This is a genomic window from Streptomyces sp. NPDC002851, from assembly GCF_053591935.1.
Window position 1 is genome coordinate 54,521 of the sequence record NZ_JBSFUT010000005.1, and the last position, 25,491, is coordinate 80,011.

Below are 25,491 nucleotides of genomic sequence, written 5' to 3' on the forward strand. Positions count from 1 at the left end.
GGCCGGGCGGCATCGGCGGGCGTCACCTTCGCCTCCAGCGCGCTCACTTGACCGCCCCCGCCGTGAGCCCCGACCGCCAGAACCGCTGGAGCAGCACGAACGCCACGATCAGCGGCAGCACCGCGAGCAGCGCTCCCATGATCACCACCGGGTAGTACTCGGGTGCGGTCGTCGCCGCGCTGTTCCACTGGTACAGGCCCAGGCTCACCGGATACAGCTCCTGGTCGGAGAGCATCACCATGGGCAGGAAGAAGTTGTTCCAGATCGCCGTGAGCTGGAACAGGAAGACCGTGACGAGGCCGGGCCCGAGCATCCGCAGCGCGACCTTCAGATAGGTGGCCAGCTCCCCGGCGCCGTCGACGCGGGCCGCCTCCAGGACCTCGTTGGGTACGTAGCCCTGGCTGAAGATCCGCCCGAGGTAGACGCCGAAGGGGTTGAACAGGACGGGCACGAACACCGCCCACACGGTGTTCACCACGCCCGTCCGAGAGGCGATCAGGTACAGCGGCAGCGCGAGCACGGTCTGCGGCACCATCACCGCGGCCAGGACCAGGCCGAACAGCTTCTCCTTGTGCCGGAAGCGGTACTTGTCGAAGGCATAGCCGCAGGCCACGCTCACCAGCGCACCCACGGCCGCGCCCACGACGGCGTACAGCAGGCTGTTGACGTACCACTGGCCGTACAGGCCGCCGTCCATGGCGAACAGGTCCTTGAGGTTCTGCCCGAACGACGTGGCGCCGGAGAACAGATCGCTCCGGGTCAGCGCGTCCCGGTCCTTCGTCGCCGCGAGCACGAGCCACAGCACGGGAAGGAGTGTGTACAGGACCGACAGGCCGACGACGGCGCGGACGGCAGAGCGGCCGAGCAGCAGCTGCGTCCGCTGTCCCGGAGGGGACGGGCGGGGCAGGCGGGGCGCGGCGGTGCCACTCATCGGGCGGACTCCTCGGGGGCGTTGGCGCGGCCGGTCCAGCGGGTGACCGCGTACGACAGCGCGATGGTCACCACCAGGAGGATCACGGAGGCGGCCGCCGCGAGGCCGTAGTTGTTGCGCGTGAAAGCGGCGTCGAAGATGTACATGTTCGGTGTGAAACGGGAGCTGACCATCGGGGTCGCCTGGCTGAGCAACTGCGGTTCGGTGAACAGCTGCAACGCGCCGATCAGGGTGAACATCGCCACCATCACGATCGCCGCCCGCACCAGCGGCGCCTTCACCCGCAGCGCCGTACGCACCGGCCCGGCGCCGTCCACGACCGCCGCCTCGATGACCTCGCGCGGCACGGCCTGGAGCGCGGCGTAGAAAATCACCATGTTGTAGCCGAGGTTGCTCCACAGGGCGATGTTCACCATCGACGGCAGTACGGTGTGCACGCCGAGGAAGTCGACGGTGATGTCGGCCTTGCCGAGCAGCTCGATCACCGGGCTGATGCCGGGTGTGTACAGGTACAGCCAGATGATCGCGGCGATGATGCCCGGCACCGCGTGCGGCAGGAACAGCGCCAGCTGCGCCCAGGACTTGAGGCGCACCACGCCCGCGTCGAGCAGCAGCGCCAGGGCGAGGGCACCGGCCACCATCAGGGGAAGGTAGATCAGGCAGTAGAGCAGGACGACGCCGATCCCGGCGGGGAAGGTCGGGTCGCCGAGAACGGCGGCGTAGCTGCGCAGGCCGACGAAGACGGTGCGCTCCGGGCCGAAGCCGAGCCCCGGCTGGTCGTCGCTGAAGAAGCTCAGCCACACGGCGCTGCCGACGGGAACGATGAAGACCGTGACGAGGAGCAGGAAGAACGGGGTCATCAGGACGCCGCAGGCACCGAGTTCGCGGCGACGCGCGGAGCTGCGGGCGGTGGGGCGCCGGGCGCCCGTGCCGGTGTCTTGGCCGCGGACGGCGGGGGGCGCTTCGGCTGTGGTGGTCATGGGTGTCACCTGCCTCTCGAAGGGTGGTCGCGGTCAGGTGCTGCGTCGGGTGACGGTCAGGCCGAGCGCCTTCAGGTCGGGCATGGTGCCGTCCTGGGCCGCGCGCACGGAGTCGAGCACCGTGCCCTGGCCGCCGCCCGCCCGCGCGAAGCCGTCGTCCATCAGGGCGTGGGTCGCGGACATCCGCGGCCCCCAGGTCCAGTGGCGGCCGATGGCGCGGGCCTGCTCGTCGAAGAGGCGGTAGATGTCCTGGTCGCCGTAGTAGCTCCGGTCGAAGGCCTTGGAGCCGACGGCGATCAGCTCGCGGACGACCGGGAACTGGCTGCTTGTACCGCTGGCCAGGCGGGCGCGCAGCGCGTCCGGGTGCGACACCTGCCACTCGATGAACTCCATGGCGGCTTCCGGGTACTCGCTGTCCCTGGTGACGGCGAAGGTGGAGCCGCCGTGGGTGCCGACGACCGGCCGCTGCGGATCCCACTGCGGCATGGGCGCGATCCGCCACCGGCCCTTCTGGCCGGGCTGGGCGTTCATGTGCGCCCCGGCGTCCCAGGCGCCGCTGAGCCGGGCGAGCACCTCGCCCGTACCGACGCGGGCGGTTGCCTCCTGGCCGCTCGCCGCGAACGCGAACAGCACGTCCTCGTCGAGCAGTCGCTGCCAGTACGCCGCCACCTTCCGCGTCTGCGCATCGGCGAGCGAGACGTTCCACGCCCCGTCGCGGGTCTCGAACCAGCGGGCACCGGCCTGCCAGGCCCAGGCGGAGAACTGCGTGCCGCCGTCGGTGGGGAAGTACGCCAGCCGCCGGCCCGGCGCCTTACGGCGCACCGCCCTGGCCGTCCGCGCGAACTCGTCCCACGTGGCGGGCACTTCGAGTCCGTAGCGGCGGAAGAGGTCGGCGCGGTAGTGCAGCACCATCGGCTCGATATCGAGGGGCACGGTGTACGTCCGGCCCTCGAAGGTGGTCAGACCGAGGGCCTCGGGCAGCAGTTTCGCCCGCAGCCGGTCGCTCACCAGGCCGGTGATGTCGCGGGCGATGCCGTCGATGGCGAACTCCGGCACCTGCGGGTACTCGATGGTGGCGACGTCCGGCGCGTTGCCCGCGCGGGCGGCGTTGCTGAGCTTCGCGTACCCGCCCTGGAGCCCGGAGGGGACCTGCTCGAAGTCGACCTGGATGCGGTCATGGGTCCGGTTGAACGCGTCCACGACCTCCTGACTGCCGCGCAGCGCGGACCAGAAGGTGATGCGCGTGGCGCCGCCGCGTGTGTGGCGCGAGGGTGCCGCGCCGCTGCCGCTGCAGGCACCGACGGCACCCGCCAACGGCAGCGCGGCGAACGCGGCGAGCACGGTACGGCGGCTGCGCCGGTGTCGATCGGGCATGGGTGCCTCCCGGGGCTCTGGCCGAGACACGGGAATCCTGATCGCCTGACCGATCCGGGTCAATACATCGCTCAGAAGAAACTGAAACGTTCAAACGCTCATGTGGTACGGGGAGTTGGGAAGCCTGAGGTCGCGCGTGAACGGCCGAGCGGGACTTCCGACAGGCTCTAGGTTAGAAGGGCTGGACCCGGGCGCGCAGGAGGCAGAATTCGTTGCCTTCCGGGTCGGCCAGGACGTGCCAGCTCTCGGTGCCGGTCTGGCCGACGTCGGCGGGCCTGGCGCCGAGCGCGAGCAGCCGCTCCAGCTCGGCGTCCTGGTCGCGGTCGGTGGCGTTGACGTCGATGTGCAGGGGGAGCTTTCCGGCCCGTGGGTCGCTGGTGGGACTGAGGACGAGGATGGGCAGCGGGCTGCGGAGGCCGGTGCCGGGCGGCCCGATCGCGATGCTTCCGTCGTCCTCGCGTTCGAGTTCGACGTAGCCGAGGACGTCGCTCCAGAATGCGGCGAGCCGTTCGGGATCGGCGCAGTCGATGACCAGCTCACTGATGCGGCATGCCATATCCGTCAGTGTACGGAGACAGCCCGGGAGTTGATCGTCGATCGCGGTACTGGAGGGCGACGGAAGCATCGCGATCGCGTGGTGCTCAGGCCAGGCGCGTCGCCGAGCCGCGCACCTTCAGGGAGGGCAGCAGCTCGATCCTGCGCACCGCCCCCTTGCCCGGCCCGGCCGCCCGCCCTTCGGTCGCCGCCGGATCCGGATCCGGAGCCGCGCCGCCGCCCGCCCGGCCGAGACGGTGCAGGAGCAGCTCGGCGGCGGTGCGCCCGATCTCCGCGCGCGGCGGGGCCACGGCCGTCAACGGCGGGCTGCCGAGGGCGGCGAGGACGTCGTCGTACGCCACCACGGAACAGTCCTCCGGCACCCGCATGCCGTCCGCCATCAACCCCTGCACGAGCATCAGCGCGTCCACGTCGGCGTGCAGTACCGCCGCGGTGGCGGCGCGCTCCCGCAGCAGCGCCGCCAGATCGAGCGGCCCGACCCGCGCGCCGCCACTCGCCGGGCCGCCCGCCGAACCGTCCCCCGCCGCATGCGAGGTGAGCGCCACGGTCCAGTCCTCGACCTCCGGCCGGGCCGCCGCGATGTCGGCGAAGGCGGTGCGAATGGCGCGCCCGGTGGGGCTGTCGTCCCGGGCGGCCAGGACGATCCGCCGGTGCCCGAGCGCGACCAGGTGCTCCACGGCGAGATGCGTGCCGTACCAGTGGTCCGTGCACACCGAGTCCACGGCGTGCAGCGCGCTCCCTGCCCGGGGCCGCCGCTCCATCAGGACGGTCGGCACGTCGAGGCGGGCCAGCCAGTCGTAGTCGGCCTCCTGTTCCGCCGCGCCGCGCCACCGGGGAGCGAGGATCAGACCGCGTGCCCCGTTTGCCAACGCCGCCTCCACCAGCGGGCGTTCGGCGCCGGGCACCTGCGGAGCGATGTGCAGCGCGATCCGCAGCCCGGACCGCTCGAGGGCGCTGCGCGCGCCATGCAGGGCGTCGTACAGGTACGTGTGCCGTTCCGGTACGACCAGGGCGACCGTCTCCCCGTCCGGAGCCGATGAGCCGGACACCGCCTCGCCGTTCACCGCCCGGGCGGGGAGCACGGGTCGCACCACGCCATGGCCGCGCCGCACCTTGCCGTCCTGCTCGAGCTGCTCGACGTCCCGGCGCAGCGTGACCGCCGAGACCTCCAACTCGGCGCAGAGATGGGCCAGTCGCACCTCGCCCCGCGACCGCACCGCCGCCACGATCCGCTGCCGCCTGAGCTCCGCCGGCTCCCGCACGCTGCCGCCCCCCTAGGTCCTGTCGTCAAAGTCCCGCCTGCCCGGCGGGGTCTGGCACGCACGCTCGCCGCGTTGCCGAACCGCCCACGTGACTCCGCCACGAGGGCGCTCCGGCGCTTTGCGATCGCACGCACCAGACCCCGCCGGGGCGCCCTTCGGGCGACGACGGGAGTCTGACGACAGGACCTGGCCCTGTTCGTTTGACCGCTTCGGTGAACGATTGCGGCGCAGCATAACCCCGCGCCCGCCGCACGCGAAGGCCTGGGCCGACCGGACGAGCTCGGCGCCGCGGCGACAAACGGGTTCTCGCCGCGCCCCCCCGCGACCGGGAACGCCTCGTCCAGTAGGCAGCTCACCGCCGCGGCCTGTGTGAGGGATCCCTCACCGCGCCCCTCACGCAAGGGGGTCGCTCAGCCCCCTCACCAGGGCCGATCGTGGACGGCATGAACGATCACCGCATGGCACCCGTCGACTCTGCCGAGGTCGGTGAGGTGCGCCGTTTCTGGGGTCGACTCGGCCTTCCCGGGCTGGTCGACGTCCACACCCACTTCATGCCCGAGCGTGTCCTGCACAAGGTCTGGGACTACTTCGACGCCAACGGGGCCCTGATCGGTGGGATGGAGTGGCCGATCACGTACCGGCAGGAGGAGGCCGAGAGAACGGCTCTGCTGCGGGAGTTCGGCGTCCGGGCCTTCACCGCGATGCTCTACCCGCACAAGCCCGGCATGGCCACGTGGCTGAACGGATGGGCGGCCGAGTTCGCCCGCCGTACCCCTGATTGCCTGCACACCGCCACCCTCTACCCCGAGCCGGACGTCGAGACATACGTCCGTGCGGCCGTCGAAGCAGGGGCGCGCGTGTTCAAGGCTCATGTGCAGGTAGGGGCGTACGATCCGGCCGACGAACGGCTACAGGAGGCTTGGGGGGTGCTGGCCGAGGCCCGGATCCCCGTGGTGATGCACTGCGGCTCCGGGCCCGCGCCCGGCAAGTACACCGGGCCTGAGCCCGTCGCGCGGGTCCTTGCGCGGCACCCGAAGCTGCGGCTGATCGTCGCGCACATGGGCATGCCGGAGTACGAGGAGTTCCTCGACCTCGCCGAGCGGTACGACCAGGTGCGGCTGGACACGACGATGACGTTCACCGACTTCTCCGAGGGATTCATGCCGTTCCCGCGCCGGGCCCTGCCCCGGTTCGCCGCACTCGGCGACCGCATCCTGCTCGGCACCGACTTCCCCAACATCCCCTACCCCTACGTGCACCAGCTCCACGCCCTGGAACGGCTGGGTCTCGGAGAGGAGTGGCTGCGGGCCGTGTGCCACGACAACGCGACCGACCTGTTCGGCCTGTAACGGCCTTCCCCTTTACCGAGCCTTTTGCCGAGCCCTGTTCTCCTGTTCCCCTGGCGGGATGGGCCGCACCGGCGTGTGGGTGGCCGGGAACGCCACCGACCTGACCCAGAGGGCGCTACCAGGAGTGACCGAAGTCGATCTCCCGTGCCCACTCGGGGTGGTCTATGAAGGGATTGCGGTTGCCCTGGATCTCGGCGATGGCGAAGTTACGGTGGCGTTCGTACGCGCCGACGGGCTCCGCTTCGTGCCAGGTCAGCAGCATGTCCAGGCGCTCGGGCTGCAGTTCGCGCGCCTCGTCTCCCACCTGGCCGGGGTAACGCAGCAGGAAGTACAACGTCGCCCGGGCCACGGCGCCCCTGCCCGCGGACGGCTCGAAGCCCTGGGCCTCCCGGCGCCCGCAGTCGGTGCGTACGACCTCTTCGACGTCGGTGAAGTCGAAGTACGGGATGTTGCCGCGGAAGCTGTTGCAGGGGGACTCGCAGGCGAAGAGATGGTGCAGGTCGCCGCGCATGGGCTCGCGTTTGCCGAACCAGGACTGCGGCACCACGTGCTCGCAGTTGAACGCGAGGGACGCCTCCAGGGCATCGAGCTCCGACTCGAGCGCCTCCGGGCCGAGACCGCACTCGCGCAGGGACAGCTCCTGGAAGCGCTTGATGCGTGCGGCCTCCATGGCGGCGTCGGCGCGGATGAACTCCTCCGGGGCGAAGGCCCGACCGGAGTAGATGCTGCGCAACTGCTTGTCGGGGTGCAGGTCCACCCATGGATAAAGCAGCCGCATCGGCTTGTAGGCGGGCTGACGCTCATGCGTGCGCTCGAGCAGGTCGGTCAGGTCCTGGCCCAGCTCAACACCGCCGAGCTCCGCGTAGTACGCCTCCCGCGCGGCCCGGTCGGCTTCGGCCTCGTAGTACGGGCGGGCCCGGCCCGTTTCCAGGCCCGCGAGCGCGGCCCGCAGATCCGCCTCGGCGGGCGGGACGTGTCCGTTGACCGTGGGTACGGCCGTCGGTTGCGTACGGACATCAGGGCCGCCGTCGACCGCCGCGGTGACGGACGGGGCCGGGGCCTGCCCCCGGGCTGTGACACCGACGGTGATGTACAGCGGCACCGTCAGCCGCAACGTACCGACGTCGGATCCGGAGACGGAGACCGAGCCGGAGCCGGAGCCGGAGCCGGAGCCGGAGTCGGAGTCGGCCGTGGGTGCCACCTCGGGACCGCCGTCGGCCAAGCGCTGTGGGGCACCGGGGGACGTGCGCGGCGGCGCCGACGCCTCGAAGAGCTGCGCCCGCAGCTGAGCGGCGGCGCCGGACAAGGGGGCCCGTCGTACGGCCTGGAGCACCCGGCTGATCCGTACGCCCTCATTGGCCTTCCAGGCCAGCTGGTCCTCGCCCATGGCCGGATGCCACACCGTCCCGTCCACCGACCGATAGCGGCCGTCCGCGTCCGTGAGCGGGACCCCGGCGTGGTGCAGGGCGACGACGTCCCACTGGTCGTTGAAGACCGGTGAGCCGGAGGAACCCGGTGTGGTGTCGGTGGCGTAGTGCACGAAGTCGTCGAGCAGGTCCACCACTTGGTTCTCGCGCAGCGCCAGCTGTTTGGGCTCACCGTTGGGGTGCTGGATGATGTTGACCATCTCGCCGAGGATCACCTGGCCCTGGGCCTCGGTCAGCCGCAGCCAGGCGAATGCGTCGAGGCCCGCGCCGCTCCGGCTCCGCTCGGCCACCGCGACCACGGTGAAGTCCAGGTCCCGATCGGTGACGAAGAACCGGCCCGGTTCCAGGCCGAAGACCACCGGCTCCAGCGGCTGACCGTCGAGCCCCGCCTGGTAGTTGAACTCGATCACACCACGGCCTGCCTCCTGGCGGTCGGCAAGGACGTGGTTGTTGGTCAGGAGCAGGGCCGGGGATATCAGGAAGCCCGTGCCGTAGTGCGCCGCAGGCCCGCGGACGACCACCCGCCCCACGGACCGTGACGCCAGATGGCCCGCCTCCAGGAAGCCGACGTCGATCAGGTCGTTGCGCCCCATGAGCCGTTCCAGGCCGAGCAGGGACGCGCTGAAGTGATCCGGCGACAGCCCGGGCAGGCTGCGCCCCGTGCTCGCCCCGCCGGGGGTCTGCTCGAGCGCGGTGGCCTGCGACCAGTCCACGCCGAGCCGGGCCAGACGCTTGGTGACGCGGTCGGGCGTATCGGCGTGCAGCACGCCTTGTTCCTCGAGTACGTGGCGGGTCTGCTCCCGGGCCGCGGCACGCTCGTAGTACCGCGCCTCGGCACGCTCGACCTGCTGAAGAAGGCCCGTCTCGGGCGCGTACGGAGTGGTGGGCACTGTGGATCGCCTCCTGCTCGCGCTCGACGGCGCGGCTCGCTTCGCCCCCGCTCACCAGCATGGGCACGGAGGACGCCGTCGCGCCCCTCGGGCCGTCACCCGGATGACCCAGCGGGGTGATGCGCGGTGGTGGTGCGGCAGTCCCCATGGTGCGACGGCGGGAGCGGCGCAGTGACCGGCTCGCGGCGTCCCCGATGGCACCCGCCCGCCTTGCGTACCGGCCTGCCTGGACGAGTACTGGGAAGCGGGGCGATGACCACGACAAGAGCCATCTAGGTGAGGCGTCATGCTCGCTACGGAAGCGGCGCGTGCGGAGCAGCATCGGCAGGCCGCCGACGCGGCACAGCGCTACCGGGAAACGACCGTGGAACGGGAGCAGGTCGAGGAAAAACTGGCGGAAGGAGTGCGGTACCCGGATGCCCCGGGCGCGCTCGCCATCCGAGCCGAACGGATCCTCGACCGAGGAGGCTTGTCGCCCGCTGCCGTGGTGTCGAGCATCCACGCCGATGCCATGGGCCTGCCCGAGGCCAACGAGCGCATCATCAACCTGTCCAACGAGCTCCAGGCCTGGAGTTTCCTGCCGCGGGGTGTCCGCGCCGGAACCACCGTCGCCCGGATCACGCTCCGCCGCGACGGTCGTGAACTCCCGCACGGCACCGGTTTCATGGTCTCGCCACGCCTGCTGATGACCAATCACCATGTGCTGTCCGACGGCGAGTTCGCCCGCCACTGCTTCCTGGAGTTCAACGCCCAGGTCTCCGTCGACAACACCCCGGACACCGCGGTCCGGATGGAACTCGACCCGGGCGCCTTCTTCACCGCGGACGAACGCCTGGACTTCGCCCTGGTGGCGGTCGCACCCGCCGCGGACGGCCGCCTCGCGGGAGAGATCTTCGGCCTGAACCGGCTCAGCGTCCAGCTCGGCACACTCGTGATCGGTGAACGCGTCAACATCATCGGGCACCCGAACGGCCGCCTCAAGGAGATCGCCCTGCGCGACAACGCCTTGCTGCTCCGCCTTGACGACTTCCTGCACTACACGACCGACACGGAGCCCGGGAATTCGGGTTCTCCGGTCTTCAACGACCAGTGGGAAGTGGTGGCCCTGCACCACAGCGGTGTGCCGAACAGGGACGACCAGGGGCGGGTGCTGCGCAAGGACGGACAGGTGTGGCGGCGTGGCGACGGCGACGACGCGATCGCCTGGATCGCGAACGAGGGCGTCCGTATCAGCTCGATCCTGAAACACCTGGCGGACCTGCGACTCGAACCCCCACGACATGCTCTGCTCACCGAGTTGGGCCCGGACTCCGGCCTGACCCAGGCGGCGCCCACCGAGGCCGCGGCGCCGCCACCCCCGACGTCGGGGGTCCCGGAGACCGCGGCACCGAAGACGGTGGCGCCCGGAACGGCTCCGCCCGAGGCCACCGGGCGCCGCGGACGGAGCATCGGCTCCCCGGGCGGCGCGGAGCGGCACCTGGTCTTCCTGCACGGCAGGCGACAGCACAAGAAGGACCCGGAGGTGCTGCGTCGCGGCTGGACGGGAGGCCTCAACCATGGGCTCACCCGTGCCGGGATGGTCACCCTCAGTCCTACGGATGTGTGGTTCCCGTACTACGGCGAACGCCTCGCCGCCCTCATGGGGTGGAAGGAGAGCGTCGGCGGCGGAGTCGACCTAGGGGACCTGACCGCCGCGGCGGCCGCCGAGGCGTTCGCCGCCGAGTCACCCACGGGCTCCTACGAGCAGTTGCTCCACGAGGCGGCGCGCCGAGCGGGCATGCCTCCGTACGAGCCCGCGGTCACCGAGAGAATCGACGAGCGCCTTGTGGGCGCGCTGCAACGGCCGCTGCGCTGGCTGGCGGCCAGGAGCGATGTCGACGAGTGGACCATCGCCGCCGTCTTCCGGGACGTGGACCGCTACCTCGGCGACCGCGACGTCCGCGAGGCGGTTCTGGAGTGCGTCCTCGAGACGATGCCGAGCACCGGGGAACTGGTCCTCGTCACCCACAGCTTGGGCACCGTCGTCGGCATGGACCTCATCACGCGGCTCCCGGACGGGCTCGACCCGACGCTGCTCGTCACCGCGGGCAGCCCCCTCGGTATGGACGCCGTCAGCACCCGGCTCCTCACCGCCGGGCCGCAGCGCCCCGAGCGCGTACGCCACTGGGTCAACGCCTGGTGTCCCACCGACGCGGTCGCGATCGGATGCCCGCTCGCGGAGTCCGGCTGGGGCAAGCTCACCGAGCTGGCCGTCACCAACGGCTGTGATCGTGCCCACGACATCGAGGAGTACCTCGCGCACGCGGACGTGGCGGCGGAGATCGGCGGTGCGCTCAGCGGCGGCGCCCGGTTCGAAGCCGCCGCCGAGCGCCCGGGAGGAGACCATCGTGCCTGGTAGGCCGAGGTTCCGGAGGGCCACCCTGTGCGCGGCCGTGGTGCTTGCGGCGTTGAGTACGGCGGTCGGCTGCGGGGGAGATGACGGGGCGTCGCCCGACGCCACAAGGCTCGACGACATCGACGCGGTCGGCACCGCCACCCTCTTCCCGGGCACCGGCGAGGAAGAGGCCGAGGACATCAACTTCCCGAGTGCCGCCGTCGGCGAGCCCGCCGCGGTGGACGTCGAGGTCCGCAACACCACGGACCGGCCGATGAAGGTGAACGACGTGGCGGCGAACGGGGTCGAGGTGTCCGACGACAAGTGCTCGGGCGAGACGGTGCCGTCGGGGGAGAGCTGCACGTTCCGGATGATCAAGCAGCCAGGCGACGAGACGGACGACACGGACGGTACAGGGGACCAGGACATGGACGTGACGGTCGCCACCGACCAGGGATCGGTCACCTCGGAGTTGAACATCGAATCGGTGGAGAACGGCGACGAAGAGATCACGCCGGACGAGCCCCTGCCGCCTACGGATGGGCCGCCGCCCGACGTACCGACCGAACCCACGGATGAACCGGCCGAACCCACGGACGTGCCGACCGAACCCACGGACGCGCCGACGGGGCGCACCGAGCCGCCTGAGGACGTGCCGACGGGGCCTACCGACGGGCCGGAGGACGGCCTGCCGGACTCTCCCGGTACGACGTAGCCGCCCCGCGGCCGCTGATCGCGGATCAGCCCCGTGCCTTGCCGAGCACCTCCACGCGGACGTTGTCGTCGTCGCGCAGGATGTAGGTGATGTCACCGTCGGGCGGCCGCCTCTGCGGCACCAGGAAGTACCGGGTGTCCGACTTCGCGAGGATGCGGAAGCCCCTGCAGCTGTACTGGTACGGCCGGAACTTCGGCCCGTGGTCCTGGCAGCTGACCAGCCGGGGGCCCGCGGTGGACGGGTGGAGCGGTGTGCGCGAGTGGACGAGTACGGGGGTGCTTCCCCGGTAACCGCGCTCGGCGTCGTCCTGGGCGCGGGACATGCCCGCCCCGTACGCGTAGCGCGACATGTCGAAGAAAAGGATCATCGCGACCGCGGCGAGCAGCAGCCCCTCCGCGATGCTCCAGAAGCGGTCCCTGCGGCGCCCGGGACCGCGCCGCAGATACAACGCGAACAACAGCAGCAGCGCCCCGACGGCCACCAAGAGCGGCGGCACCAATTCGCGCAGCCAGCTGTTGGGAAGGCCCCGCAGCACTCCGTGCTGCCACCACGTCGGCTCCATCAGGACGGGAAAGCTGATCAGCAGCAGCACGGCACCCAGCCCGGCGACCGCCTGGGCCCCGATCCGCCGCTGCTTGAAGGTCGCCTGATGCGACAGCCATCGCTCCACCCAGCGGAACAGGACGATCCCGATGAGCCCCAGGATGAGCGCGATCCACAAGGGAAGGAACAGGGCGGTGGGACTGTCGAGCAGGTAATCCTGCGGGGTGAGTTGGAGATCACGCGTCGAGATGCCGAAGTAGGAGTAGTAGGCGCTGCGGTACCTGTTCCCGAGGTAGTACAGCAGCCCGACGATGACCGACCCCGGGGTCACCACATAGGCGGCCTTCTCAAGGAACGACTTCTCCTCCGTGTCCTGAGCCGCCACTCGTCCTCCCACTCCGCAGCCCGTCGGGAAAGCTAGCGCCAGCTAACGCCAGCCTTCGCGGCAGGCGGTCACGACACGCTGAGGACTCCTCCTGGTCAGCGGCGCTCATTGGACGTTCTGCCGAGGGGACGCAGCGTCCATGGTGGGGAAAGCACATTGCGTACAAGGGGTGTGGGCGGATTGGCTTGCCAAGATCAGGACGGCGGGGGGAAGCGAATGACATCCATGCTCGACGGCTGCACGCCCTGGCCCGAAGAGTTCGTCGACCGCTACTGGGCGGCCGGGCACTGGCGTGGCCAGACGCTGGACAACCTGCTGCGCGGCTCGGCCCTCCAGTACGGCCCGCGGACCGCGCTCGTGCACGGCGACACCCGCCTCACGTACGCGAACCTGAACCGGCGCGTGGACCGCATGGCTGCCGGATTCCGGCTGCGCGGCCTGAGGCCCGGGCAACGGGTCGTGGTCCAGCTGCCGAACGTTCCCGAGTTCGTCATCGCCGTGTTCGCGCTGATGCGCGTCGGCGCGGTCCCCGTGTTCTGCCCGGTCCCGCACCGCGCGTCCGAGGTGTCCCACCTCGTGCAGGTCACCGAGGCCGTCGGCTACGTGGGGCCCTCGACGTACCAGGGCTTCGACCACACGGCGATGGCCGCGGACATCGCCGCCCAAGGGCCCTTCCTGCGGCGGGTGTTCACCCATGAGGCGCCGGGCACCTCCTCCCCGTACGGCGGCCTCATGACCGACACGTCGGGCTGCCACTACTTCCCGCTGAGCTCCATCGACGCCCCGCCCGAGCCGGCGCTGACGCAGAGCTCCGACCAGGTGGCGTTCCTCCTGCCCTCCGGCGCGACCACCGCGGAGACCGAGCTCATTCCGCGTACCCACAACGACTACGCCTACCAGGCGCAGGCCGCCGCCGAGCTGGTGTCGCTCACCGAGAACGACGTGTATCTCGCCGCGCTGCCCGCCGAGTTCAACTTCACCTTCGGCTGCCCCGGCATCGTCGGCACCCTCTCCGTCGGCGGCACTGTCGTCCTGGTCGAGAACCCGGAACCCGCCGCGTGCTTGTCGGTCATGGGACAGGAGAGGGTCACGCTCACGTCGCTGGAGTCCGCCGTCGCCCAGCGCTGGCTCGACGTACTGCCCACGCTCCAGGCCGACTTGAGCAGTCTGCGGCTCGTGCAGATCGGAGGTGGCGCGCCCTTGCACCGGGCGACCGCCGAACGGATAGGCCCCGAACTGGGCTGCCGCCTCCAGCAGGTCTTCGGCATGCCCGAGGGGCTGCTCACCCTCACCCGGCCCGCCGACCCGGACGAGACCGTGCTCACCACGCAGGGCCGCCCCCTCTCACCCGACGACGAGCTCCGCATCGTCGACGCCGACGGCAAGGACGTGCCCGAGGGCGAACCCGGTGAACTCCTCGCCCGCGGCCCGTACACCCTGCGTGGCTACTACCGCGCCCCCGACCACAACGCACACGCCTTCACCACCGACGGCTACCTCCGCACCGGCACCCTCGCGCGACGCACCCCGGACGGCAACCTGGTCGTCACCGGCCGCCTCAAGGACACCCCGCGGCGTTCGTAACTTCACGGTTTCCCCGTCAGCCCTTGGCGGGGCAGAGCCGTCGCGTCTGCTTCTCATGACGGAGCTTGGCGTCCACGCAGCCGCCGGGCAGCGAACCGTATGCCGTGGAACCGAAGTTCGCGGTGATGGTGAGCTTGCCGTAGCCGAAGACGCTCCGCTGTACCTGGTGGTCGTCGGTGAGGCGGCGGAAGTCGGTCATCCGCTCGGTGCCCGCGGCCTTGTGCAGTGGCGCGAAGTAGCGCTGAAGCGTGGCCATCTCCTGGCCCGTGGAGGCGAGGTTGCCCTCGCTGATCGCGAAGTTGAGCGGGGTGTTGTAGAGCACGGACATCAGGGCGCGGTCCGTCTTCAGGTCCGGGAGCTTGTCGTAGGGCATCTCCCAGCGGTCGGTGCTGATCACCGAATCGTGCAATGCCGTCTCGTACATGGGGATGCGGTAGCGCGGGTCGTACATCGACGTCGCCAGCGAGGCAGGCAGCTTTCCCTTCTTGAAGAACTGGCCGGGGGCGTCGGCCGGGTACCAGCCGCCCCATTTATCCTTCTCCGCTTGGAACTTCCACAGTCCGTCGTTGACCGGGGTCTGCGCTCCGTGGGTGAAGGTCAGCGCGGGGGCGGACCAGGAGACCGCCGTCTCCGAGCCGAGTACCAGCTTGTGCCGCTCGGACAGAGCGCGCATCCGCTCCATGCGGTTCGCCCGGTCCTGCTTCTTCGTCATGGGGTGTGCCTTGGTGAAGTCGCTGAACAGCTCGCCTGCGGCATCCACGTCCAGGAACACGCTGTTGGCGCCGGTGGCGACCATCTTCCTGGTGTGGTCGGCCAGATAGTGCTTGCTGGGTTCGGATCGGGCGAACGCTTGTGAGCTGAGGTAGCAGCCGCGGTCGGCGAAGCCGGTCTTGACCTTGCCCTTCCAGTCGCGGATGCAGGAGTCGGGGTAGATCGTGCCCGGCCACTTGGCGATCGGGGTGTCCGCGGACTTCGGGTCCTGCCCGTTGGCGTACGAGTCGTACGGGCCGACCAGATAGCCCAGCTTCTTGGCCGTGGAGACGGCCTGCTCGGTCATGGGCTTGCCGTCGGCGTCGTAGCCCAGCCACAGCCGGGTGCTGCCCTGCTCATGCAGCTTCTTCACCGCCTCTTCGCCGCGTGCCCGGCCCCACAGGTAGGCGTGCTCGGCGCCGAGCAGCTTCTTCGCCTCGGGGTTGTCGGTGAACTTCTGCTTGAGGGTGCGTAGTTGGCCGCGTTCGTCGAGGTACTTGTGGTAGTCGGCGGCCGCGGCGACGGGCGAGGGTCCGGTGAGCGAGAAGGCGACCGTGTAGTCGCGGGTCCGCTCGCGCCGTGAGAATTCGTGTGTTGCTGTGGTGCTCAGCTTGCCGCCGTGGGAGGTGAAGCCCAGTGTGGTGCCGATGCTCTCCGGTACGAGGTAGCTGACCCCGTGGCCGCTGCCGGTCGTGTAGCCCCACAGCGGGAGCGTGAGGGACCCGCCCGCCAGATCTGCCTCCGTGCCCGCCAGACCGGCGTTCTTCGCATTCCAGAACGTGTCCGAGACCGGCACGGAAAGCCCCTCGCCGCGCGGGATCTGGAAGGCGGCGTGCCGGTCGGCGCCCGCGCTTTTGCCGGTGACCGGCCAGGCGAGGGTGGTGTCGGTGTCAGCGTGTACCGTCACGCGCAGGCGCCCGTGGTCGCGGGCCGCGCTGACCTTGAGGTGCTTCGACGGGTACGACCAGGTCGCGGTGTGCCCGTCCACGGAGACGCGGCCGGCCCTGCCGAGCTTCCCGATGGAGTCCGAGACCGGCACCGCGGTGCCGTCACTGGCGCGGCCGGTGACGCGGAGCGAGGCGGTGTCCACGGTGGCTGTGCCGCCGGAGACGGTGAAGGTGACCTTGCCGCCGTGCACCACCGGGGGCGTGGCGGCGGCGTCCTTCTCGGCCAGCGCCGCGTATCCGACCGCACCCGCTGCGGAGGTGACGGCGGCGACGCCTGCCGCGACGATCCAAGTACGGTACCGGCGGCGGCGCTTGAGACCTGAAGGGTCCACGTGCCTGCGACTGCTTGAACGGTTCATGCCCGCAGCATCAAGAACTGTTCTAAGAGGTATCTAAGACCGGCGGCAGTCAGTACCAGCCCGGTGGGCCGTAGGCCGTGAACCGTGGCCCCCGTGGCCCCCGTGGCCCCCGTGGCCCCCGTGGCCCCCGTGAGGCCAGCGCTCAGCGGGCGAACCAGCGTTGTGGCTCCGGCGCGGTGTTCTCGTAGATGTGCTTGGCCTGACGGTATTCGGCAAGGCCGTCCAGGCCGAGCTCGCGGCCGATGCCGGAGCGCTTGAACCCGCCCCACTCGGCCTGCGGCAGGTACGGACCGAAGTCGTTGATCCAGACCGTGCCGTGCCGCAGCCGCCGCGCGACCCTTTCGGCCCGTGCGGCGTCGGTGGTCCATACGGCCCCGGCGAGCCCGTACTCGGTGTCGTTGCCGAGCTCGATGGCGGTCGCCTCGTCGCTGAAGCGCTCCACGGTCAGGATGGGCCCGAATGTCTCCTCCTGGACGAGGCGCATGTCCCGGGTGCAGTCGTCGAACACCGTGGGCCGGTAGAAAAAGCCGTCGCGCAGCGCGGGGTCGTCCGGACGGCTGCCACCCGCGACAAGGCGTGCGCCCTCCTTGAGGCCCAGCTCCACATATGCCTCGACCTTGGCCCGGTGTGCGGCCGAGACCAGCGGGCCGCTCTCGGTGTGCTCGTCCAGGCCGTTGCCGAGCCGGATCCGCTCCGCGCGCTCCACCAGGTGGGCGACGAACTCCTCGTGCAGCGAGTCCTCCACGATCAGCCGGGTACCGGCCGAGCAGACCTGCCCGGCGTGGAAGAACACCGCCATCAGGGCGTAGTCGATCGCCGCGTCGAAGTCGGCGTCGGCGAAGACGATGTTGGGGTTCTTGCCGCCGAGTTCGAGGGCGATGTCCTTGACGGTGTCCGCCGCCGAGCGCATGATCCGGCGGCCGGTCTCCAGGCCGCCGGTGAAGGACACCAGGTCCACCCCGGGGTGCTCCACCAGCGGCGCCCCGGTGGCCGCGCCCTCGCCGAGGACCAGGTTGACGACGCCGGGCGGCGCGCCCGCCTCCGCGAGGAGTTCGACCATCTTGATGGTGGTCAGCGGCGTGACCTCGCTGGGCTTGATGACCAGGGTGTTGCCCGCCGCCAGCGCCGGGGCGACCTTCCACGAGGCCTGCAGCAGCGGGTAGTTCCACGGGGTGATCAGCGCGCAGACGCCGACCGGTTCATGGACGACGCGGCTGCGGACGCGCGGATCGCCCGCGTCCACCACCCGTCCGGCGTCCGCCTCGGCAAGTCCGGCGTAGTACGCGAAGACGTTGGTGACGTCGTCGACGTCGATGCCGCTCTCCACCAGGGTCTTGCCGGTGTCCAGGGTCTCGAGGCGGGCGATCTCCGCCCGGTCCCGCTGCAGGTACTCGGCCATCCGGCGTAGCAGCTCCGACCGCTGACGGGGCGTCCAGGACGGCCAGTCGCCGCCGTCGAACGCGGCCCGCGCCGCGGCCACGGCGGCCTCGGCGTCCGGCGGGCCACCCTCGTCCACGGTGCGGATCACGGACTGGTCGTAGGGGTTGATGACCTCGCGCGTGGCGCCCGCGACCGCGGCCACCCACTCTCCGTCGATATACAGACTGGACGTGGGAAATCCTCTCCCGATTACGCCGAATTACGGCCCACCGTTGTGCGCTGGGAATTGATTACGGCTTACGTTAGGCGCGCAACGCCGAGAGCTGCAACGAGAGCCCAAGGAGCGCCATGGCCCGGGTTGAGTATGACTACATCATTGTCGGTGGCGGCTCTGCGGGGTGTGCCCTGGCGAATCGGCTGAGTGCGGACCCGGGCAACAGGGTGCTCGTACTCGAGGCGGGGCGGCCGGACTACAAGTGGGATGTCCTCACCCATATGCCCGCCGCCCTGACCATGATCATCGGGAATCCGCTCTACGACTGGTGTTACGAGTCCGAACCCGAGCCGTACATGAACGGACGCCGAGTCAGCCACGGCCGGGGCAAGTTGCTCGGTGGATCGAGTTCCATCAACGGGATGATTTTCCAGCGCGGCAACCCCATGGATCTGGAGCGCTGGGCCGCCGACCCCGGAATGGAGAGCTGGGACTACGCGCACTGCCTGCCGTATTTCAAGCGTATGGAGCACTGCGCGGCCGGGGCGGACGAGTGGCGCGGCCAGGGCGGGCCCCTGTGGCTGGAGCGCGGAGCGGCGGACAACCCGCTGTTCTCCGCGTTCCTGGAGGCGGCGCAGCAGGCCGGCCACTCGCTGACCTCGGACGTCAACGGCTACAAGCAGGAAGGCTTCGCCCGCTTCGACCGCAACATCAAGAACGGTCGCCGGTGGTCCGCCGCCCAGGCATATCTGCACCCCGTCATGAAGCGTCCCAATCTCACCGTGCAGTGCTTCTCGCAGGTGGACCGGGTGCTGTTCCAGGAAAAGCGGGCGGTCGGCGTCGCATACCGCCGTTACGGAAAGCAACGCCAGCAGGTGTACGGCGGTGAGGTGATCCTCTGCGGCGGCGCGATCAATACTCCGCAGCTGCTTCAGCTCTCCGGTATCGGAAACCCCGACGAGCTGTCCCGGGTGGGCGTGAAGCCGCGGCACGAATTGCCCGGGGTCGGGGAGAACCTCCAGGACCACCTGGAGGTTTATGTGCAGCACGCCGCCAAGCAGCCGGTTTCCTTCAATCCGCTCATCAAATGGCGTAACCGCCCCGCCGTCGGAATCCGCTGGATGACTTCGCATACCGGCCCGGCAGCCACCAACCACTTCGAGGCCGGTGGCTTTGTACGCGGCAATGACGAGGTGGACTACCCCAACCTGATGTTCCACTTCCTGCCCATCGCGGTGCGCTATGACGGCACCCCGGTGGACGCCGAGCACGGATATCAGGTCCATATCGGCCCGATGTACTCCGATGTGCGCGGCTCGGTGAAGATCAAGTCGGGGCATCCCGATGAGCACCCGGCGCTGCGGTTCAACTACCTCTCCACGCCCAACGACCGCAAGGAGTGGGTGGAGGCCGTCCAGGTCGCCCGGGACATCCTCAAGCAGCCCGCCTTCGCCGACTACGACGCGGGCGAGATCTCACCCGGCCCCGAGGTCAGCGACGACGAGGCCGTCCTCGAGTGGGTCGCCCGCGACGCGGAGACCGCCTACCACCCGTCCTGCAGCGCCCGGATGGGCATCGACGAGATGTCCGTGGTGGACCCGACCTCCATGCGGGTCCACGGGCTCGAAGGACTGCGGGTGGTCGACGCCTCGGCCATGCCGTACCTCACGAACGGCAACATCTACGCACCCGTGATGATGCTCGCCGAGAAGGCTTCCGACCTGATCCTCGGCAACACTCCGCTGCCGCCGTCCACCGCCGGGTTCTACCAGTACCGCGCTCAGGAGAGCTGAGGCCCGTGACCGAACCCACTAGCGGCGCCACGGCGGTCACCCCACCGCCCCACCGGGTGAAAACCGTCGTCTTCGGCGGGTCCGCCACACTGATCCTCGCGGTGTCGATCTGGGCGATCATCACCCCGAAGGGTGCCGAGGACACGATCGGCACCGTGGTCGGCTGGATCTCCGACGGATTGGGCTGGTACTACTTCGCCGCCGCCACCTTCTATCTGATCTTCGTGGTGTACGTCGCCGCGTCCCGGTACGGGCGCATCAAGCTCGGCCCGCAGCACTCCCGGCCGGACTTCGGCCTGTTCGCCTGGGCGGCCATGCTGTTCGCTGCGGGCATCGGCATCGACCTGCTGTTCTTCTCCGTCTCCGGGCCGGTCAGCCACTACCTGGCGCCGCCCGAGGGGGACGCGCAGACCGTCGAGGCGGCCCGGCAGGCGGTGGTGTGGACGCTGTTCCACTACGGCATCACGGGCTGGGCGATGTACGCGCTCATGGGGATGGCGCTCGGCTACTTCTCCTTCCGCTACAAGCTGCCGCTGGCCATCCGGTCCGCGCTGTACCCGATCATCGGCCGCCGCATCCACGGCCGGATCGGCGACACCGTCGACCTCGCGGCCGTCCTCGGCACGGTCTTCGGCATCTCGGTGTCCCTGGGCATCGGCGTGGTCCAACTGAACTACGGGCTCAACTTCCTCTTCGATGTGCCCGAGCGACTCGCCGTGCAGATCGCGCTGATCGTGCTCGCCGTACTCCTGACCGCGGTCTCCGCCGTGGCAGGCGTGGACCGGGGCATCCGGCGGCTGTCCGAGCTCAACGTGGTGCTCGCCATCACGCTGATGCTCTACGTGCTGATCGCCGAGAGCCCGACCCGGCTGCTCAACGCCCTGGTCATGAACGTCGGCGACTATGTCAGCCGCTTCCCCTCGATGACGCTGAACACCTTCGCCTTCGACCGGCCCACCGAGTGGCTCAACGCGTGGACGCTGTTCTTCTGGGCGTGGTGGGTGGCCTGGGCGCCGTTCGTGGGGCTGTTCCTCGCCCGGATCTCGCGAGGCCGCACCATCCGGCAGTTCGTCGCCGCCACGCTGGTGATCCCGTTCTTCTTCACGCTGACCTTGCTCTCCATCTTCGGCAACAGCGCGCTGTTCATCGTGCGTGCCGGGAACACCGCGTTCGGCGAGAACGCCATGAACTTCCCCGAACAGGGCTTCTACGGGCTCCTCGACCAGTACCCGGGGGTGCTGTTCAGCGCCGGCATCGCGACCCTCGTCGGGCTGCTGCTCTATGTCACCTCCGCCGACTCCGGATCGCTGGTGCTCGCCAATCTCAGCAGCCACCTCAAGAGCCCGACCACCGACGCCCCCGCATGGCTGCGCATCTTCTGGGCGAGCACCTTCGGGCTGCTCACCCTCGCCATGCTGATCGTCGGCGGGGTCGAGGCGCTGACCAACGCCACCATCATCATGGGCCTGCCGTTCTCCGTGGTGATGTTCCTGATCATCGCGGGCCTCTACAAGGCGCTGCGCGTCGAAGGGATGCGGGAGGACGCGCTGACCACGTCGCTGCCCTCGTCCCTCTCCGGCCGGACGTCGAGCGCGGGCCCGGCGGCGGAGCGGAACTGGCGGCAGCGGCTGACCCGGGCGATGACCTTCCCCACCAAGCGGGCGGCCCGGCGCTTCGTCGACGAGATCTGCCACCCGGCGTTCGAGGAGGTCGCCGAGGAGCTGCGGAGGCAGGGCGCGGAGGCCACGGTCATCGAGCTGCCGGCGGAGGAGTCCGACATCCCGCCCCTGGAGCTGCGCGCGCCGATGGGCCGCACGGAGGAGTTCGTCTACCGGGTGTGGCCGATCGAGACTCCCACGCCGGTCTTCGCGACCCGGGTGGTCGGCGAAGCCGACACCTATGTGCGCTTCGAGGTGCATCTCGCCGACGGCAGCCAGGGATACGACGTGATGGGCTACAGCAAGCAGCAGCTCATCGGCGACATCCTCGACCAGTACGAGCGCCACCTGGAGTTCCTGCGACTGCACCGCGAGGCCACCGCCCACGCCACGCTGCCCGACCACCGCCCGGACACGGCGGACGTACAGCTTCCCGACGACAGGACCTAGGGCCCGTCTCCCCGATCTTCGCGGGTCCGCCACGACCTCTGCACGCCTATAGCCGTATTACTGACGGGTCAGTACGGTGCTGCCAACCCCCCTTGTTCACAGGAGAGTTGGGAGAGCTGCATGAGGCCAGCCTTACGCAGACGACCAGTTGCCGCAGTTGCCGTGCTCGCGGTGGGCGTGCTCGGACTCCCCGGGTCCGCCACCGCGCAGAACGCGACCGCGCCGGTCGGCGCACCGGACGCCACCCCCTCGGCCGCGAAGCATGGAAAGGACAAGCACCACGGTCAGGCCGGGAAGAAGCCAGGGAAGAAGCCAGGGCAGAAGCCGGGGAAGAAGCCAGGAAAGAAGACCGCCCCTGGCGAGATCCTCGGTTCGGAACCGTCCTCGTTCCAGTACACGCCGGGCCAGCCCACCCCCACCAAGGCTTGGAAGATCACCTACCGGTCGACCTCCGCCGACGGAAGCCCCAACGCTGTCTCCGGCACCGTGATCGTCCCCGACGACGGCAGGACCACCCCACGCCCGCTGATCACGTACGCCGTCGGCACGGTCGGACTCGGCGACAAGTGCGCGCCGTCCGCCGGATTCCCCGGCGGCACGACGGCCGAGGCGCCGCTCGTCAACGCCGCGCTGGTACGGGGCTACGCCGTCGTCGTCACCGACTACGAAGGTCTCGGCACCCCTGGCGACCACACCTACATGGTGGAAAGGACGCAGGGCAGCGCCGTGCTCGACGCGGCGCGTGCGGCCCAGCGGCACCCGGAGGCGGCGAAGTACGGCGTCACCGCGGAGGCGCCCGTCGGGATCATGGGCTACTCGCAGGGCGGCGGTGCCAGCGCGAAGGCCGCCGAAATGGCCGCGAGTTACGCCCCCGAGCTGAAGGTCAAGGGCACGGCGAGCGGCGGCGTTCCCGCCGATCTCGCCAAGGTCGCCGAGTCCCTCGAGGGCGGGGACAGCGCCGGTTATCTGCTGATGTCCGCCGTCGGACAGAACGCCGCCGACCCGGCGCTCGATCTCGACAAGTACCTCAACGACGAGGGCCGCAAGCTCACCGAAGTGGTACGGAACGAGTGCGTCGGGACGGTCCTTGAGGCCGGGCGCGGCAAGACGATCGAGGACGTCACGACGTCCAACCCGCTGGACCAGCCGGACTGGCAGCAGGCCATCGCCGAGCAATTGATCGGCACCGAGCGGCCGTCGGCGCCGATGTTCCTGTACCACGGGGACGCGGACGAGACGATCCCCTACGCGGTCGGGCAGAAGCTGCGGGCCGACTGGTGCGCGAAGGGGCACGCCGTGGAGTGGATGTCCTTCGCCGGGCAGTCCCATGTGGGGACGGCAATTCAGGGCAACGGCCCGGCACTTGAGTGGCTCGGCAAGCGCTTCGCCGACGAGCCCACGTCGGGCAACTGCGGCACCTGAGCCGACGTACGTCAGGACAGGTACGGGCAGCCTGTCCGGCCGGACCGGCGCGGGCGGGGCACCTCGCCCGCGCCGGAAGCGGATCCGCACACGGGGGCGTGCGGATCCGGTGCGCCGATGACCAGTCGACTCACCTTTTTCAGCGCCGTCGGCCCAGTGATCGTCACACCGCCGCAGCCCGCGGAAAGCCCCCTCGGCCGGTGGGCCGAGGGGGCAGACGCGTCCGAACGGCCTCAGCCGTTCCGGCAGATCAGGCAGATCAGGCAGATCCGGCAGATCAGAAGGAGGCGACGTTGAGGTGCGTGTGGCCGTTGTTCAGGTTGACCGCACCGGCCGAGACGACGCCGTGGCCGGCAAGCTCGACGCCGCCGACGCCCTGCAGGTGGCCCGCGTGGCTCGCCAGGGACAGGCCGCTGTGCGCCCCACCGGCCACGCCGTCCAGGGCGTCGTCGGCTATCTCACGGGTCTCGATCTGGGCGTTGTAGCTCATGAGTAACGCTCTCTTCGCTAGTGATCACTTGTCTGAGTCGACCAGGACCAACAAGCCGCGGATCCGGCACGCTGATCATTGGCCGACACACCCCTGACAGCGCAAACGGTCCCGCCAGCGTCACCCCCGCACAGGGAGCGCGACCGATGAGGCATCAACAGGTGCCGGTATCTGGCGGATTGCGGCGTTGCCGTAGCCCATGGTCGGCGGTGGCCCGTCCACATCCAGAAATCAGATCGCCTACCGCGGAAACCTCTGTTGGACAGGGTTTCCGGCGCGCTCAAGGATGTTTCGTGCGGTAGCGCAGTCAGCGTGACACCACGATCGACTCCCGCGCGAGTGGAGGTTCAAGTGCCCAGTGAAGAAACGGAAGTTGTCGTCGTCGGGGCGGGCCAGGCAGGCGTGGCGATGAGCGAACACCTGGGCGCGCACGGCGTACCGCACGTCGTCCTGGAGCGGCACCGTATCGCCGAGCGGTGGCGCTCGGAGCGGTGGGACTCCCTGGTCGCGAACGGGCCCGCGTGGCACGACCGGTTCCCGGGGCTCGAGTTCTCCGGTGTCGACCCCGATGCCTTCGCTTCGAAGGAGCAGATCGCGGACTACTTCGTCACGTACGCCGAGAAGATCGGTGCCCCGATCCGGTGCGGCGTCGAGGTGACCTCGGTACGCAAGCGCGACGGTCGGCCGGGCTTCCGGGTCGAGACGTCGGAAGGCGCCATCGACGCACGCTTCGTCGTGGCCGCGACCGGACCGTTCCAGCGGCCCGTGATACCGCCCATCGTCCCGGACGGCGCCGTCCCCCTGCAGCTCCACTCCAGTCAGTACCGGAACCCGGAGCAACTGCCCGAAGGCGCGGTCCTCGTGGTCGGAGCCGGGTCCTCGGGCGTCCAGATCGCCGACGAGCTGCGCCGCTCCGGTCGCTGGGTCTTCCTCTCCGTCGGCCCGCACGACCGTCCGCCCCGCGCGTACCGCGGACGTGACTTCTGCTGGTGGCTCGGTGTGCTCGGGCTCTGGGACGCCGAGACGCCGCCCCAAGGCGCCGAACACGTCACCATCGCGGTCAGCGGCGCCCGCGGCGGCCACACCGTGGACTTCCGTGCCCTGGCCGCCGACGGCATCGAGCTCGTCGGCCTGACCGCGTCCCACGCCGACGGCGTACTGCGCTTCGCGCCGGATCTCGCCCGGAACATCGCGGACGGCGACGCCAAGTACCTGGCGCTCCTGAGGGCGGCCGACGCGTACGTCGAGCGCAATGGCCTGGCCCTTCCCGAGGAGCCCGAGGCCCACGTACTCGGCCCTGACCCGGTGTGCGTGGCCGATCCCCGCCTCGAACTCGACCTCGCGGAGACCGGCGTCACCTCGATCGTCTGGGCAACGGGCTTCGCCACCGATTACGGCTGGCTCGAGGTCGACGCGTTCGACGACAACGGACGGCCGAAGCAGCGTCGAGGCGTGTCGTGCGAGCCCGGCATCTACTTCGTGGGCCTGCCCTGGCTGTCCCGCCGCGGGTCGAGCTTCATCTGGGGTGCCTGGCACGACGCCAGGTACATCGCCGACCACATCACGACCCGGCGGAGCTATCTCGAGTACGGCACCACCGACCGGCCCGTCGCCGAGCCGGTGACAAGGAATGACGACAAGGAATGACGACAGGTGAAG

General features: G+C 70.0%; 18 protein-coding genes. 8 read left to right on the plus strand and 10 right to left on the minus strand.

Going from position 1 to position 25,491, the window contains the following annotated elements; all coding sequences use genetic code 11:
- Nucleotides 1-43: 43 nt before the first annotated feature.
- The 5 genes from ACWD10_RS07180 to ACWD10_RS07200 form a co-directional block, all read right to left on the minus strand.
- Nucleotides 44-931, minus strand: a complete 888-nt coding sequence (locus tag ACWD10_RS07180) for a carbohydrate ABC transporter permease (protein WP_451087913.1) — start codon at nucleotides 929-931, stop codon at nucleotides 44-46.
- Nucleotides 928-1,911, minus strand: a complete 984-nt coding sequence (locus ACWD10_RS07185; RefSeq protein ID WP_451087915.1) for a carbohydrate ABC transporter permease — start codon at nucleotides 1,909-1,911, stop codon at nucleotides 928-930. Before ACWD10_RS07185 ends, ACWD10_RS07180 begins: the two co-directional genes overlap by 4 nt.
- Before the next feature lie 33 nt (nucleotides 1,912-1,944).
- On the minus strand, nucleotides 1,945-3,285 hold the full coding sequence (locus ACWD10_RS07190; protein WP_451087917.1) for an ABC transporter substrate-binding protein: 1,341 nt from the start codon (nucleotides 3,283-3,285) through the stop codon (nucleotides 1,945-1,947).
- Between the two features lie 172 nt (nucleotides 3,286-3,457).
- A complete protein-coding gene (locus ACWD10_RS07195) occupies nucleotides 3,458-3,841 on the minus strand; it encodes a VOC family protein (RefSeq protein WP_451087919.1) in 384 nt (127 codons plus the stop codon).
- 85 nt (nucleotides 3,842-3,926) lie between these two features.
- A complete protein-coding gene (locus ACWD10_RS07200) occupies nucleotides 3,927-5,102 on the minus strand; it encodes a substrate-binding domain-containing protein (RefSeq protein ID WP_451087921.1) in 1,176 nt (391 codons plus the stop codon).
- 443 nt (nucleotides 5,103-5,545) lie between these two features.
- Between ACWD10_RS07200 and ACWD10_RS07205 the strand changes: the two genes are divergently transcribed.
- Nucleotides 5,546-6,451 (plus strand): amidohydrolase family protein, encoded by a 906-nt coding sequence (locus ACWD10_RS07205; protein ID WP_451087923.1) that lies wholly within the window; start codon nucleotides 5,546-5,548, stop codon nucleotides 6,449-6,451.
- Between the two features lie 115 nt (nucleotides 6,452-6,566).
- Here ACWD10_RS07205 and ACWD10_RS07210 read toward each other — a convergent pair whose 3' ends face one another.
- Complete coding sequence (locus ACWD10_RS07210; RefSeq protein ID WP_451087925.1) at nucleotides 6,567-8,768, minus strand: endonuclease; 2,202 nt, start codon at nucleotides 8,766-8,768, stop codon at nucleotides 6,567-6,569.
- A gap of 286 nt (nucleotides 8,769-9,054) precedes the next feature.
- Here ACWD10_RS07210 and ACWD10_RS07215 point away from each other — a divergent pair, with 286 nt between their 5' ends.
- Together ACWD10_RS07215 and ACWD10_RS07220 are read left to right on the plus strand one after the other, a co-directional pair.
- Complete coding sequence (locus ACWD10_RS07215) at nucleotides 9,055-11,166, plus strand: trypsin-like serine peptidase (protein WP_451087927.1); 2,112 nt, start codon at nucleotides 9,055-9,057, stop codon at nucleotides 11,164-11,166.
- Nucleotides 11,156-11,857, plus strand: a complete 702-nt coding sequence (locus tag ACWD10_RS07220) for a hypothetical protein (protein WP_451087929.1) — start codon at nucleotides 11,156-11,158, stop codon at nucleotides 11,855-11,857. The genes ACWD10_RS07215 and ACWD10_RS07220 overlap by 11 nt, the downstream gene beginning before the upstream one ends.
- A 25-nt stretch (nucleotides 11,858-11,882) precedes the next feature.
- On the opposite strand, the gene ACWD10_RS07225 is transcribed toward ACWD10_RS07220, so the two are convergent.
- Complete coding sequence (locus tag ACWD10_RS07225; RefSeq protein ID WP_451087931.1) at nucleotides 11,883-12,785, minus strand: hypothetical protein; 903 nt, start codon at nucleotides 12,783-12,785, stop codon at nucleotides 11,883-11,885.
- Between the two features lie 216 nt (nucleotides 12,786-13,001).
- Here ACWD10_RS07225 and ACWD10_RS07230 point away from each other — a divergent pair, with 216 nt between their 5' ends.
- Nucleotides 13,002-14,369, plus strand: coding sequence for a (2,3-dihydroxybenzoyl)adenylate synthase (locus ACWD10_RS07230; RefSeq protein ID WP_451087933.1), 1,368 nt, complete (start codon nucleotides 13,002-13,004; stop codon nucleotides 14,367-14,369).
- A gap of 16 nt (nucleotides 14,370-14,385) precedes the next feature.
- Here the strand turns inward: ACWD10_RS07230 and ACWD10_RS07235 are convergent, their stop codons facing one another.
- Together ACWD10_RS07235 and betB are read right to left on the minus strand one after the other, a co-directional pair.
- Nucleotides 14,386-16,398, minus strand: coding sequence for a glycoside hydrolase (locus tag ACWD10_RS07235; RefSeq protein ID WP_451087935.1), 2,013 nt, complete (start codon nucleotides 16,396-16,398; stop codon nucleotides 14,386-14,388).
- A 169-nt stretch (nucleotides 16,399-16,567) separates the two neighbouring features.
- Nucleotides 16,568-18,028: a betaine-aldehyde dehydrogenase gene (gene betB, locus ACWD10_RS07240; protein WP_451088341.1), complete on the minus strand. Its 1,461-nt coding sequence runs from the start codon at nucleotides 18,026-18,028 to the stop codon at nucleotides 16,568-16,570.
- Nucleotides 18,029-18,153: 125 nt separating this feature from the next.
- On the opposite strand from betB, the gene betA reads away from it, so the two are divergent.
- The 3 genes from betA to ACWD10_RS07255 all read left to right on the plus strand — a co-directional run bounded on the left by betA (nucleotide 18,154) and on the right by ACWD10_RS07255 (nucleotide 23,342).
- A complete protein-coding gene (betA, locus tag ACWD10_RS07245; protein ID WP_451087937.1) occupies nucleotides 18,154-19,812 on the plus strand; it encodes a choline dehydrogenase in 1,659 nt (552 codons plus the stop codon).
- 5 nt (nucleotides 19,813-19,817) lie between these two features.
- Nucleotides 19,818-21,920, plus strand: coding sequence for a choline BCCT transporter BetT (gene betT, locus ACWD10_RS07250; RefSeq protein WP_451087939.1), 2,103 nt, complete (start codon nucleotides 19,818-19,820; stop codon nucleotides 21,918-21,920).
- A 120-nt stretch (nucleotides 21,921-22,040) separates the two neighbouring features.
- Entirely contained in the window at nucleotides 22,041-23,342 is a 1,302-nt protein-coding gene (locus tag ACWD10_RS07255) for a lipase family protein (RefSeq protein WP_451087940.1), read from the plus strand.
- Nucleotides 23,343-23,619: 277 nt separating this feature from the next.
- Here ACWD10_RS07255 and ACWD10_RS07260 read toward each other — a convergent pair whose 3' ends face one another.
- Nucleotides 23,620-23,832: a hypothetical protein gene (locus tag ACWD10_RS07260; protein WP_451087942.1), complete on the minus strand. Its 213-nt coding sequence runs from the start codon at nucleotides 23,830-23,832 to the stop codon at nucleotides 23,620-23,622.
- A 351-nt stretch (nucleotides 23,833-24,183) separates the two neighbouring features.
- Between ACWD10_RS07260 and ACWD10_RS07265 the strand changes: the two genes are divergently transcribed.
- A complete protein-coding gene (locus ACWD10_RS07265; protein WP_451087944.1) occupies nucleotides 24,184-25,479 on the plus strand; it encodes a flavin-containing monooxygenase in 1,296 nt (431 codons plus the stop codon).
- Nucleotides 25,480-25,491 lie beyond the last annotated feature (12 nt).